A 12,974-nucleotide genomic window follows, 5' to 3' on the forward strand; every position below is an offset into this window, starting at 1 on the left:
AGGTCCAGGAACTGCAGGCCGCGGTTGGTATATTTCTTGGCGATCGAGATGACGAGGCGCAGGTTGGCCTCGACCATCTCCTTCTTGGCGATGCGGGCCTCGCGCTCGCCTTTCTGGACCTGGTTCACGATGCGGCGGAACTCGGCGAGGCTCATGCCGGTCGCCTGGGCGATCTCGGCGATCTCGGCGCGGATGCGCTCGATCGCGGCGCTCTCCTGCGTGCAGAAGGCGTTCCACTTCTTGTCGGTGTTGCAGACGCGCTCCGACCAATGCTCGTCGAGCTCGTGGCCCATGTAGCTGTCGAGGAAGGCCTTGCGCGGCACCTTGTGGCGTTCGGCGAGGCGCAGCATCTGGCCGCCGAGCGCGGTCAGGCGGCGGTTGTAGCTGTAGAGCTGGTCGACCAGATATTCGATCTTGGCGCCGTGGAACTGGACGCTCTCGACCTCGGCGGTGAGCTGTTCGCGCAGGGACTGGTATTTCTTCTCGTCGGTCCGGGCGAATTCGTGGCCGGCGCCCATCGCGTCCATGCGCGCGCCCTGGAGCTTGGAGAATTTCTTGAAGAGCGCGGTGATGTTGGCGAACTTCTCGAGCGCCTGGGGCTTCAGCGTCTCTTCCATCTGGGCGAGGGAGAGGGTGTTGTCCTCTTCCTCCTCCTCGGTCGGCCGCGGGGCGCGGCGCTCGACCATGGAATCCTCGTCCTCGTCCTCCTCGGGCGCGGCTTCCTCGACCTCTTCCTCCTCCTTGTAGGAGGGGCCGGCGGTCTTCTCGGAAATGTCGCCGTCGGCGCCTTCCTCGGCGCCCTCGACCTGCTCGGGCGTCGGGCCCTTGGAGAGCATCGCGTCGAGATCGAGGATCTCGCGCAGCTGCATGTCGCCGCGGTTCAGCGCGTCGGACCAGTCGATGATGGCGTTGAAGGTGATCGGGCTTTCGCAGAGGCCCCAGATCATGGTGTCGCGGCCGGCCTCGATGCGCTTGGCGATGGCGATCTCGCCCTCGCGGGAGAGCAGTTCCACCGCGCCCATCTCGCGCAGGTACATGCGCACCGGATCGTCGGTGCGGTCGACGGTCTCCTTCTTCTTCTCGACGACGAAGGTCTGCGGCCCGTCGTCGAGCTCGGTGGAATCGTCGACCGGCTCGGGCTGCTGATCGTCCTCGTCGGCCTCCTCGGCCTCGACGACGTTGACGCCCATCTCCGAGAAGGCGGACATGACGTCCTCGATCTGCTCGGAGGACATCTGGTCCTGCGGCAGCGCTTCGTTGATCTCGTCATAGGTGATGTAGCCGCGCTTCTTGGCGCGGGCCATCAGCTTCTTGAGGCTGGCCTCGTTGAGATCGATGAGGGGCGCATCGCCCTGGTCCGGCTTGTCGTTGGTCTCGGCCGTATTCGTCTTCGCCATTCGCACGCCTTGTTCAAAATCTAGTCCGCGTCGCCTTCGATCAGCGTCGCGAGCTGCCTGTCCGCCTCGTCCCGCGCTGCCCGGAGCCTCTGCTGCTCCTGGAACGCGGCTTCGTCTCCCTCTTCCTTCAGCCGGGCGGTCGCCGCATCCAGTGCGGCGTCGAGCCCGGGCCGTGCCGCGAGCGTGTCGATGACCAGAACGAGATCGCGTTGCGCACGTTCCGGGTCGGCATCTCGGCGGTTGAAGGAAAAGCCCAGTCCTGTCTGCCGGCGCAACTCCTCAGCAAGGAGGCCCACGCCTGTCCGCGCCAATATGGTATCAAGCTGATCCTGATCAAGCGCGCCGTGCATCATCGCCGCATCGAGCATCGCGGAGCGAAGGTTGACGAGGCGCTGGTCGGCAAGGGGAAGGTCGGCGAGCGACTGGACATGGTCGCCGATCAGTGCGGGAAAGCGAAGCAGGCCCTGGAAGATGGCGCGCGCGGTCTGGCCGGCAAGGCCGCCGGCGCCGACCGCCTTCGCCTCGGCCGAGGCCGGGCGCGGCGGGGCGAAGCGGGAGCCGGGCGGGCCGCCGCGCTTCCATTCCCGCTGGGGTTTCCACTCCCCCCGCGGCTTCCATTCGCGCTGGGGCGGGCGCGTCAGCTCGGCGAAGCGGCCGAGGAGTTCGCTGCGATACTGGTCGCGCACGTCCGGGTCGGCGATCGTCGCGACATGGTCGAGAAGGCGGCGCTTCAGCCCCGCTTTGTCCTCGGGCGTCATCAGCGGCTCTGCCGCCTGCTCGTGGCGCCACAGGTGGTCGACGAGCGACTCGGGCTCGGCCAGCAGCGCCTCGATGGCCTCGCGGCCGCCGGAGCGGACGAGATCGTCCGGGTCCTGGCCGGGCGGCATGGTGACGAAGCGCAGCGACTGGCCCGGACCGATATGCGGCAGGGCCCGGAGTGCGCCGCGGGCCGCCGCTTTCTGGCCGGCGGTATCGCCATCGAAGCAGAGGATGGGCGTCGGGGCGAGGCGCCAGAGGAGGGCGAGCTGGTGCTCGGTCATCGCGGTGCCGAGCGGGGCGACGGCCTCCGAGATGCCGGCCTGGTCGAGGGCGATCACGTCCATCTGACCCTCGACGACGATCACGCGCTTCACTTCGCGGCTGGCGGCGGCGGCGCGGTCGATGTTGAACAGGGTGCGGCCCTTGTCGAACAGGGGCGTCTCGGGGCTGTTCAGATATTTGGGCTCGCCGGGGCCAAGGATGCGGGCACTGAAGGCGATGACCCGGCCGCGGCGGTCGCGGATCGGGAAGGTGAGGCGACCGCGGAAGCGGTCGTACGGCTCTTTGTCCTCGACCTCGATCAGCAGGCCGGTCTCGACCAATTTGTCATTGCCGAAGTCCTTGAGCGCGGCCTTGAGCTTGCCGCGGCTGTCGGGCGCGAAGCCGAAGCCGAAGCGCTTGCGGGTCGTGTCGGTGATGCCGCGCTTCTGGAGATAGGCGCGAGCATCGGCGCCCTCGATGCCGGCGAGCTGCTCCTCAAACCAGGCCTGGGCTGCCGCCATGACGTCGTAGAGCGAGTTGGCGCGCTCCGCTTTGGCCTGGGCGCGGGGATCGGGGGCGGGGACCTCGATTCCGGCGGCCTCGGCGAGCTCCTTGACCGCATCCATGAAGGGGAGGCCGCGCGCGTCGGTCAGGAAACGGATCGCGTCGCCATGCGCCTGGCAGCCGAAGCAATGGTAGAAGCCTTTGTCGTCATTGACGTAGAAGCTGGGCGTCTTCTCGTTGTGGAACGGGCAGCAGGCCTTGAACTCGCGCCCAGCCTTGGTGAGCTTCACGCTGCGGCCGATCAGCGCCGAGAGCAGGGTGCGGGCGCGGATCTCGTCCAGGAATTGGGGGGAGAGGGTCATGATGAGCCCTCGACTTGTCCGACTTCGCCCTTCTCGATTTCGCTCGAAGCAAACGGATCTGGCCGACTGACCCTAATTCCGTTCGTTTCAAGCGAAGTCGAGAAACCTGAACCACGCTCCTTCGGTGGTCGTGCGAAATGGGACACGAGCTTCCAATCGCCCCTGATCAGCGCGTCTTTCTTGGCTCTCGACCAGCCCCCGACCACGCGTTCCGCGACGAGGGCTTCATCGCGGGTCGGGAATGCCTCGGACCAGACAAGCTCGACCGGCCGGCGGCTGAAGGTCCAGCAGGTTCGGAAATAGCCTCGCTGATGCTGGGCGAGGCGGACGTCGAGGTCCTCCGTATGTCCGGTATAGTAGCGGCCGTCCGAGCAGCGCAGCAGATACGTCCAGAACGGCATGGGAGATTGATGCCCGGGCAAGTCGATTCGGTCGAGCGCACGTTTCTCGACTTCGCTCGAAACAAACGGTGTCAGAGGGAAGACACTTAGCCCTAGTTCCGTTCGCTTCGAGCGAAGTCGAGAAGCGTTCCAGCCGCTAGCTCAAACGCGCCTTCACCAAACCGCTGGCCTTGCTCATGTCGAGCTGGCCGGCGTGGAGGTCCTTCAAGGCGGCCATGACGCGGCCCATGTCCTTCAGCGAGGTCGCGCCGGTGGTGGTGACGATTTGGTCGATGGCGGCCTTCGCTTCCTCCTCGCTCATCTGCTGGGGGAGGAAGCCCTCGATTACGGCGACTTCGGCCTGCTCGGCCTGGGCCAACTCTCCGCGGCCACCTTGCTCGTAGAGGGCGATCGATTCGCGGCGCTGCTTGATCATCTTCTGCAGCACTTCCGTCACCAGCACGTCGTCTTCGGGCGGGTTGGCGCTGCCGCGCAGCTCGATGTCGCGGTTCTTGAGGGCGGACTGGATGAGGCGGATGGCGGCCGTGCGCGCCTTGTCGCCGCTCTTCATGGCGGTGACGAGCGCGGACTTGATGTCGTCGCGAATCATGATCTTCCTGGGTTCGTCGGGAAAGCGGAACGATAGCCCGCGTGCCGTGGGTTTAACAGATTGACGATGCCGGGCGGCGTCTCTAGCTGCGGAGCCTTAGCGACATCGCCAGTAACCCCTTGGGAGTGCCCGCCGCCATGGCTCACGCCAAACCTGCCCACGCGCCCGAAGGAGCGACGGGCGTATTGGTTCTGGCGGACGGCACCGTGATCTGGGGCAGGGGCTTCGGCGCGGAAGGGGAGGCGGTCGGCGAGGTTTGCTTCAACACCGCCATGACCGGTTACCAGGAGGTGATGACCGATCCCTCCTATGCGGCGCAGATCATCACCTTCACCTTCCCGCATATCGGCAATGCCGGCGCCAATTATGAGGATCTGGAGGCGGATAATCCGTTCGCGCTCGGCTGCGTGGTGCGGGAGGATGTGACGGCGCCATCGAGCTGGCGCGCGGCGCAGGGGTTCGATGCGTGGATGAAGTCGAACGGGCGGATCGGGCTTTCCGGCGTGGATACGCGGGCGCTGACGCGGCGGATCCGGGAGCAGGGCGCGCCGAACGGGGTGATCGCGCATAATGCGCGGGGTGAGTTCGATCTTGATGCCTTGGTGCAGAAGGCGCGGGAGTGGCCGGGGCTTGAGGGGATGGACCTCGCCAAGGAGGTGTCGTGCCGGCAGATGTTCCGGTGGTCGGGGGGTCGGTGGAAGCGTGGTCAGGGCTTCTCGACTTCGCTCGAAGCGAACGGCTCAGGGGAGGGCTCCCAAACTCCGTTTGTTTCGAGCGAAGTCGAGAAACGTGGCTCGGAGCGTAGGCCGCATGTCGTCGCGATCGACTATGGGTCGAAGCGCAACATCTTTCGCAACCTGGCCGATGCCGGGGCGAACGTCACCGTGCTTCCCGCCACCGCCACCTTCGAGGAGGTGATGGCGCACCAGCCCGACGGCTTCTTCCTCTCCAACGGCCCCGGCGATCCGGCCGCCACCGGCGAATATGCGGTGCCGGTGATCCGGCAGTTGCTGGAGACCAATAAGCCTTTGTTCGGCATCTGCCTCGGCCACCAGCTGCTCGGCCTCGCCGTCGGCGCGCGGACGATGAAGATGCACCAGGGCCACCGCGGCGCCAACCACCCGGTCAAGCGACTGGCGGACGGCCGCGTCGAGATCACCAGCATGAACCACGGTTTCGCCGTTGACCGCGACACACTCCCGGAGAACGTGCGGGAGAGCCATGTCAGCCTGTTCGACGGCTCGAATTGCGGGATGGAGCTGACCGACCGGCCGGCGTTCAGCGTGCAATATCATCCGGAGGCGAGCCCGGGGCCGCAGGACAGCACGTATCTGTTCGAGAAGTTTGTGGGAGCGCTCAAGTGAGGGGCGCGGCATTTATTCCCGCTACCCTCGTTATCCTAATCGCTTGCAGTGTGCAGGCGCCAAAGGTGGAACTAACCGACCAAGAGGAAGTGGATCGGATCCTCACGCTCTGCAGACTCCCCGCGGGAGCCCTTCAGCTACAGGGGCGTGATGAGCTGCGTTTGCAGCCACCTCCAACCGCTCCCTATGAGGACGTGGATTGTCTGTTGCGCGAACTGAAGAAGAGCAGGCTTGGATCAAGAGAGATGGGTTTCGTAGGTAACGAGGCATATAGCTAATGCCCCGCCGCACCGACATCTCCTCCATCCTCATCATCGGCGCCGGCCCGATCGTCATCGGGCAGGCGGCGGAGTTTGATTATTCGGGGACGCAGGCGGCGAAGACGCTGCGGGCGGAGGGGTACAGGATCATCCTGGTCAACTCCAATCCGGCGACGATCATGACCGATCCGGAGCTGGCCGACGCGACCTATATCGAGCCGATCACGCCGGAATATGTCGCCAAGATCATCGAGAAGGAACGGCCGGACGCGGTGCTGCCGACGATGGGCGGGCAGACAGCGCTGAACACGGCGCTGGCGCTGTTCAAGGACGGCACGCTGGAGAAGTTCGGCGTGCAGATGATCGGCGCGGACGCGGAGGCGATCGAGAAGGCGGAGGATCGGCTGAAGTTCCGCGACGCGATGTCGAAGATCGGGCTGGAGAGCCCGCGCTCGCAGATCGCGCACAGCCTCGACGATGCGATGCGGGCGCTCGACCATGTCGGGCTGCCGGCGATCATCCGGCCGAGCTTCACGCTTGGCGGCACGGGCGGGGGCATCGCCTATAATCGCGAGGAGTTCGTCGAGATCGTCACCGGCGGGCTCGACGCCTCGCCGACCACCGAAGTGCTGATCGAGGAATCGGTGCTGGGGTGGAAGGAATATGAGATGGAGGTGGTGCGCGACCGCGCCGACAACGCCATCATTATCTGCTCGATCGAGAATGTCGATCCGATGGGCATCCATACCGGCGACTCCATCACCGTTGCGCCGGCGCTGACGCTGACCGACAAGGAATATCAGATCATGCGCAACGCGAGCATCGCTTGCCTGCGCGAGATCGGGGTGGAGACGGGCGGGTCCAACGTCCAGTTCGCGGTCAACCCGGCGGACGGGCGGCTGGTCGTGATCGAGATGAACCCGCGCGTGTCGCGTTCCTCCGCGCTGGCTTCGAAGGCCACGGGGTTCCCGATCGCGAAGGTCGCGGCCAAGCTGGCGGTGGGCTACACGCTGGACGAGATCCAGAACGACATTACCGGCGTGACGCCGGCCGCGTTCGAGCCGACGATCGACTACGTCGTCACCAAGATCCCGCGCTTCGCCTTCGAGAAGTTCAAGGGGTCGGAGGCGTTGCTGTCGACCGCGATGAAGTCGGTGGGCGAGGTCATGGCGATCGGCCGCAACTTCCACGAGAGCCTGCAGAAGGCGCTGCGCGGGCTGGAGACGGGGCTGATCGGGCTGGACGGGGTGAAGGCGCTCTATGGCGCACCGCGGGAGGAGATCCAGGCGGCGCTGGCCCGGCCGAGCCCGGACCGGCTGCTGGTCGCGGCGCAGGCGCTGCGCGAGGGCTTCACCGTCGAGGAGGTGCACGCCATCGCCAAATACGACCCCTGGTTCCTGGAGCGGATCAAGGAGATCGTGGACGCCGAGGCGGAGATCGCCCGCCTTGGCCTGCCGCGCGACGCGGCGGGCTTGCGGCGGCTGAAGGCGATGGGCTTTTCCGACCGCCGGCTGGCGGAGCTCGCCTTGCGCTCCGCCAACCTGAGGGGCGGGGCGCGCAAGGTGCGGGCGCGGAGCCACGGCCTCATCCACGATGCGGTGAAGGCGATGACCGGCGGCACCAGCGAGGAGGAGGTGCGGGCGCTCCGGCACAAGCTTGGGGTGCGGCCGGTGTTCAAGCGGATCGACACGGTGGCGGCCGAGTTCGAGGCGCGCACGCCCTACATGTATTCGACCTACGAGGCGCCGACCTTCGGGGAGCCGGAGGACGAGAGCGCTCCGAGCGACCGCCGCAAGGTGGTGATCCTGGGCGGCGGGCCGAACCGGATCGGGCAGGGGATCGAGTTCGATTATTGCTGCGTCCACGCCGCCTATGCGCTGAAGGAGGCGGGCTTCGAGACGATCATGATCAACTGCAATCCGGAGACGGTGTCGACGGATTACGACACTTCGGACCGGCTCTATTTCGAGCCGCTGACGGCCGAGGACGTGCTCGAGATATTGCATGTCGAGCAGTCGCGCGGCGAGCTGGCCGGCGTGATCGTCCAGTTCGGCGGGCAGACGCCGCTGAAGCTTGCCGCCGCGCTCGAGAAAGGGGGCATTCCGATCCTCGGCACCTCGCCGGATGCGATCGACCTGGCCGAGGATCGCGAGCGGTTCGCGGGGCTGGTCGAGCGGCTCGGCCTCAGGCAGCCGGCCAACGGCATGGCGCGCAGCCGCGAGGAGGCGCTGCTGGTCGCCGAGCGGATCGGCTATCCGGTGCTGACGCGCCCCTCCTACGTGCTCGGCGGGCGGGCGATGGAGATCGTCGACGGGCCGGCGCAGCTCGAAGATTATATCGTCACTGCGGTGCAGGTGTCGGGCGACAGCCCGGTGTTGATCGACCAGTATCTGCGCGACGCGATCGAGGTCGACGTCGACGCGATCTCGGACGGCAAGGATGTCTGCATCGCTGGGGTGATGCAGCATATCGAGGAAGCGGGCGTCCATTCCGGCGACAGCGCCTGCTCGCTGCCGCCCTACAGCCTGGAGGCGCCCATCGTCGCCGAAATCGAGCGCCAGGCCCGCGAGCTTGCCCTCGCCCTCGGCGTGGTCGGGCTGATGAACGTCCAGTTCGCGGTGAAGGATGGGGTCGTCTACCTGATCGAGGTCAATCCGCGCGCGAGCCGGACCGTGCCGTTCGTCGCCAAGACGCTCGGCGCGCCGATCGCCAAGATCGCCGCGCGGGTGATGGCGGGCGAGCCGCTGATGCGCTTCCTGCCGATCCAGCGCGACACGGCGCACATCGCCGTCAAGGAGGCGGTGTTCCCGTTCGCCCGCTTCCCCGGCGTCGATCCGGTGCTCTCGCCGGAGATGAAGTCCACCGGCGAAGTGATGGGAATCTCCAACGACTTCGCCGTGGCTTATCTGAAGGCGGAGCTGGGGGCGGGGGAGCGGCTCCCCAATGGCGGCACGCTGTTCGTGTCGGTGAAGGACGGCGACAAGTCGCTGATCGCGCCGCCGGTGCGGGCGCTGATCGAACTCGGCTTCCGCGTGATCGCGACGGGCGGCACCGCCGACTATCTGAAGAGCCAGGGGATCGAGGTCGAACGGGTCAACAAGGTCGCGCAGGGGCGGCCGCACATCGTCGACAGGATCAAGGACGGGGCGGTCGACCTGATCTTCAACACCACGGAAGGGTGGCAGAGCCACAAGGACAGCGCCTCGATCCGCGCCTCGGCGCTGATGGCCAAGGTGCCCTATTTCACCACGGCGGCGTCGAGCGCGGCGGTGGTGCGTGCCATCGGGGCACAAAGGGACCACAGCCTTGAAGTTCGCTCGCTCCAGGACTATTATTCCGCCTCCAGAGCGTGATCCTCACAATTCGGGTCTAGTTGAGGCGGTCTTTTAACAAGGTCCGCCAAATAGAAGTTTTGACGAAAGGCAGTTTCGAGATGGCGACGGTCGACAAGATGCCGATGCTCCAGGAGGGCTATGACCGGCTCCAGAGGGACGTGCGGCACCTGAAAACCGTCGAGCGCCCGGCGATCATCGACGCGATCGAGGAAGCCCGCGCCCACGGCGATCTCTCCGAGAATGCCGAATATCATGCCGCGAAGGAGCGCCAGGGGCAGGTCGAGGCGCAGATCGCCGAGATCGACGACCGCCTCAGCCGCGCGCTGGTGATCGATCCGACCACGCTCAGCGGCGACAAGGTCGTGTTCGGCGCGACCGTCCACCTGCTCGACGAGAATGACAAGCCGATCAAATACCAGATCGTCGGCCAGACCGAGGCGGACGCGAAGGTCGGCCGCATCTCCTATTCCTCGCCGCTCGGCCGCGCCCTGATCGGCCGCACGATCGGCGACGAAGTCGAAGTGTCGGCGCCGTCGGGCGACAAATATTATTCGATCGAGAAGGTCGAGTTCATCTGATCCGGCCGCGGCCGCTCACCAGAGACTGAAGCGGCATGCGTCCTCCGGAAGATTGGCGGCAGGCAAGGGCGACGCTGGCGATCGCGGGCGCGACTGCAATCGTCTGGCTGCTGACCGTCGGCGCCGGCGCGGAAGATTATGCGGCGATCTGGGGCGGCTTCATCCCGGTGCGGGTGTCTACGGCCGTCTCGGGGGTTGCCTTGGCGCCGTTGCCGCTGACGCCGCTCACCGCCACCCTGGTCCATTCGGGCTTCGCGCACCTTTTCCTCAACCTGCTGATCCTGCTCTTCTGCGGGCGGGCCGTGGAGACCTTGCTCGGCAGGCGGGGGCTGATCATCCTCTATATCGTCGGCGCCTATGCGGCGGCGGCGGCCCATTATCTCGCCAACCCGATGGAGGCGGTCCCCATGGTCGGTGCCAGCGGGGCGATCTCGGCGGTGGTGGGCGCTTATGCGATGATGTTCGGGCGCAACCGGGTCAGGGTCGCCAACCAGACGCTCGCGCTGTGGCTCAATGCTTTATGGCTGGCGGTCGCCTGGGTCGGCCTGCAGCTGATGGTCGGGATCACCTTCACGACCGCGGGATCACGGATCGCGATCATGGCCCATATCGGCGGCTTCCTGGTCGGGCTGCTGCTCGCCAAGCCGCTGCTTCTGCTCCGGTACCGCGGCGCCTGAGGCTATTAGGACCCGCCGAGCTCAGGCTCGAGCAGGCGGTGGAGGTGGACCACCACATATTTCATCTCGGCATCGTCGACGGTGCGCTGGGCGTTGGAGCGCCAGGCGTCGAGGGCGCTCGCATAATCGGGATAGACGCCGACGAGATCGACGGTTTTGAGGTCGAAATCGAGACCCTGCGGGTCCTTGACGCGGCCGCCGAAAACCAGGTGCAGCTTGCTCATGTGGAAAACCTAGAAGGGAAAGCTGCCGCGGCGCCTAGCAGAGTGCGGCGCCCAGGCAAGAGCGCGTGCGGCGGCAGGGGAGGCCCCGGCGCCGGAGGCGCCGGGGCTCGCACCTTACTGGCTTTTGCCGGAGCTCGTGCTCGACGACACGGCCTCGACCACGGCTTCGCCGACCTTCTGGAACGCGGTGCTCTTCAGCTCGTCGACCTGGCTGCGGCCGGCTTCGACGGCCGAACTGGCGACGCCCTTGGCGGCATCGTTGACGCGGCTGCCGACGTCGCCAAGCAGTTCCTGCTCGCGGCGGCTGGTGGGAAGAACCGCGCCCAGGATCGCACCGAGCGCCAGCCCGCCCGCGATCGCGATGACCGGGTTGGAATCGATCGTGTCGCGGCTGGTGCTGACGGCGCCGCTCGCCCTTTCGCGGGCACTGCCGTAGAGCGCGGAGGTGCGCTCCCTTGTGCTGCTATAGGCCGAGCTGGCGGCGTTGCGCGCCGAACCGGCGGCGTCCCGCGCCCGTCCGGTCACACCCGTCTTGCTGGTGGTGCCGGTGGTACCTTCGGCGTTGGTGGTGGTGATAGTCATGCGCTTACTCCTTCCCTTTGCGACCGTTCCACCCGGGGGGCGGTCAGATCGTAATTGTCATCATGATGATCGAGATCGGCCTTGATCACGCCCGGATCCTCCTCGTGGCGCGAGAAGACGCCCTTGGCGGCGCGCCACAGCGGCGCCCGCAGGAGGAAGACCAGGATCGCGGCGGCGATGCCTGACGCGGCGACGGGCCGGTCCTTCACGGCGCGAACTGCGCCGTCGGCGACGTCGTTGACGCTGTGGAGAGCGTCGTCCGCCACTTCGCCGCCTTTCTCGCGAACCCCGGACCAGGCCTGGTTGGCGAGGGTCGCCGGCTTCAGCCGATATTGAAGCGCGCCGAGTGTCGAGGAGAAACGCCTCTTGGCGATCTCGACCTCATACTGGGCCCGTTCGAGCTGCACGCCGGACGGCGTCTGCTTTGTCTTGTTGTTCATACCCGACGCTCCCCGGCCTGAAGGGCGGCTTTCTCGTCGGCGTCACCGCTCAGCGCCCCGACCTTCGAGAGGCCGTACTGGACGAGGACGTATGCGACGATGCCGGTCACGGCGAGAACGACGGCTCCGCCGAGCACCGGCCCGAGGAAGTCCGCCAGCCCCATGACGACGCCGACCAGGAAGGCGATCAGGCCGGCATAAGCGAGGAAACCGGCTGCCGCGAGGGCGATGATCCCGTTCTTCGCCTTGCCGGCGCGGGCGAGTGCAATCTGCTTGTAGAGATTGACCTCGGCACCGACGAGCGAGCGGCCGTCGTCGACGAGCTGGTGAAACAGATCGCCGATCGACTCATCCGCCGGGTTATCGGCCCGGGGGGTGCTGACCCGGGCGTCCATGATCAGACGCCCGTGCCGGTGGCGGTGCCGGTGCCTGCGCCGGTGGACCGGGTGCCGGTTGTTCCGCTCTGATCGGTGAGCTGCGGATCGGGCGTGAAGTCGACATTGGTGTCGCCGGCGGGGATGCCCGCCTTGACGACCCGCACCAGCGCAAAGCCGATCAGCGCGGCGGCGCCGATCGCGATGCCGGGGCTCTTGCGGATCAGCGTCCGCGAATCGTCGAGCAGATCGTCGACGCTCTTGCCGCGGAACCCATCCGTCATCGACGCGACGGCATCGGCGGCGCGGTGCGCATATTGGCCATATTCGCCGCCGAGCCGCTCATCGACCGAGCGGGCCGCGTCGTGGAGGACCTCGGTGAAGTTATCGAGCGCCGAGGTCGCGCGGTCCTTGCCCTGATCGGCGAACTGGCGGGCCTTGTCGGTCGCCTGACCCTTCAGGCTCTGCACCTGGTCGCGTACCTGGCTGGCGATCTTGCCGGTGGTCGTATCGCTGCCGGAGCTGGAGCCCGAGCTGCCGCCCGATCCGCCGCTGCCGGTGGTGGAGGAAGCCGTGCCGCCCGTATCGTCGAGGCCGCTCGCCGTGCCGCCGATGAAGCCGCTGCTTGATCCGCCGCCGCCGGTGCCGGTCGTGGTGCCACCGGTCGTGGTGCCGCCGGTCGTGGTGCCGCCGGTCGTCCCGCCGCCGGTGGATCCGGTCGCGCTGGAACCGGTGCTCGCACCAGAGCCGGCGCCTGTTTCCATGGCGCCGTTGATGATGTGATCGGTTCCTTCGGGAAGTTGTGAATCGCGCGGGGGCATAGTGAATCCTCCTACTACTGACATGAATTCCGCTTTGGCCGACAAA

Annotated in this window: 13 protein-coding genes; 4 read left to right on the forward strand and 9 right to left on the reverse strand. The window is 66.7% G+C overall.

Annotated elements, in window-relative coordinates; all coding sequences use genetic code 11:
- The 4 genes from AC5JBD_RS00100 to AC5JBD_RS00115 form a co-directional block, all read right to left on the reverse strand.
- On the reverse strand, positions 1 to 1,397 hold a 1,397-nt coding region (locus AC5JBD_RS00100), incomplete at its 3' end, for an RNA polymerase sigma factor region1.1 domain-containing protein (protein ID WP_495719717.1).
- A 20-nt stretch (positions 1,398 to 1,417) separates the two neighbouring features.
- Entirely contained in the window at positions 1,418 to 3,283 is a 1,866-nt protein-coding gene (gene dnaG, locus AC5JBD_RS00105) for a DNA primase (RefSeq protein WP_495719718.1), read from the reverse strand.
- Positions 3,280 to 3,684, reverse strand: coding sequence for a GIY-YIG nuclease family protein (locus tag AC5JBD_RS00110; RefSeq protein WP_495719719.1), 405 nt, complete (start codon positions 3,682 to 3,684; stop codon positions 3,280 to 3,282). The genes dnaG and AC5JBD_RS00110 overlap by 4 nt, the downstream gene beginning before the upstream one ends.
- 136 nt (positions 3,685 to 3,820) lie before the next feature.
- Positions 3,821 to 4,273 (reverse strand): GatB/YqeY domain-containing protein, encoded by a 453-nt coding sequence (locus AC5JBD_RS00115; RefSeq protein WP_495719720.1) that lies wholly within the window; start codon positions 4,271 to 4,273, stop codon positions 3,821 to 3,823.
- A 137-nt stretch (positions 4,274 to 4,410) separates the two neighbouring features.
- Here AC5JBD_RS00115 and carA point away from each other — a divergent pair, with 137 nt between their 5' ends.
- The 4 genes from carA (at position 4,411) to AC5JBD_RS00135 (ending at position 10,487) form a co-directional block, all read left to right on the forward strand.
- Entirely contained in the window at positions 4,411 to 5,637 is a 1,227-nt protein-coding gene (gene carA, locus AC5JBD_RS00120) for a glutamine-hydrolyzing carbamoyl-phosphate synthase small subunit (RefSeq protein WP_495719721.1), read from the forward strand.
- 277 nt (positions 5,638 to 5,914) lie between these two features.
- A complete protein-coding gene (gene carB, locus AC5JBD_RS00125) occupies positions 5,915 to 9,250 on the forward strand; it encodes a carbamoyl-phosphate synthase large subunit (RefSeq protein ID WP_495719722.1) in 3,336 nt (1,111 codons plus the stop codon).
- Between the two features lie 80 nt (positions 9,251 to 9,330).
- Positions 9,331 to 9,810, forward strand: a complete 480-nt coding sequence (gene greA, locus AC5JBD_RS00130) for a transcription elongation factor GreA (RefSeq protein WP_495719723.1) — start codon at positions 9,331 to 9,333, stop codon at positions 9,808 to 9,810.
- Between the two features lie 35 nt (positions 9,811 to 9,845).
- Complete coding sequence (locus AC5JBD_RS00135; protein WP_495719724.1) at positions 9,846 to 10,487, forward strand: rhomboid family intramembrane serine protease; 642 nt, start codon at positions 9,846 to 9,848, stop codon at positions 10,485 to 10,487.
- A 5-nt stretch (positions 10,488 to 10,492) separates the two neighbouring features.
- On the opposite strand, the gene AC5JBD_RS00140 is transcribed toward AC5JBD_RS00135, so the two are convergent.
- The 5 genes from AC5JBD_RS00140 to AC5JBD_RS00160 form a co-directional block, all read right to left on the reverse strand.
- Entirely contained in the window at positions 10,493 to 10,711 is a 219-nt protein-coding gene (locus AC5JBD_RS00140; protein WP_495719725.1) for a DUF4170 domain-containing protein, read from the reverse strand.
- Between the two features lie 114 nt (positions 10,712 to 10,825).
- Positions 10,826 to 11,293: a hypothetical protein gene (locus AC5JBD_RS00145; protein WP_495719726.1), complete on the reverse strand. Its 468-nt coding sequence runs from the start codon at positions 11,291 to 11,293 to the stop codon at positions 10,826 to 10,828.
- Complete coding sequence (locus AC5JBD_RS00150; protein WP_495719727.1) at positions 11,290 to 11,733, reverse strand: hypothetical protein; 444 nt, start codon at positions 11,731 to 11,733, stop codon at positions 11,290 to 11,292. Before AC5JBD_RS00150 ends, AC5JBD_RS00145 begins: the two co-directional genes overlap by 4 nt.
- Positions 11,730 to 12,128: a phage holin family protein gene (locus tag AC5JBD_RS00155; RefSeq protein WP_495719728.1), complete on the reverse strand. Its 399-nt coding sequence runs from the start codon at positions 12,126 to 12,128 to the stop codon at positions 11,730 to 11,732. The genes AC5JBD_RS00150 and AC5JBD_RS00155 overlap by 4 nt, the downstream gene beginning before the upstream one ends.
- A gap of 2 nt (positions 12,129 to 12,130) precedes the next feature.
- A complete protein-coding gene (locus tag AC5JBD_RS00160; RefSeq protein ID WP_495719729.1) occupies positions 12,131 to 12,928 on the reverse strand; it encodes a hypothetical protein in 798 nt (265 codons plus the stop codon).
- Positions 12,929 to 12,974: the final 46 nt, after the last annotated feature.

It is taken from the genome of Allosphingosinicella sp., assembly GCF_059502505.1.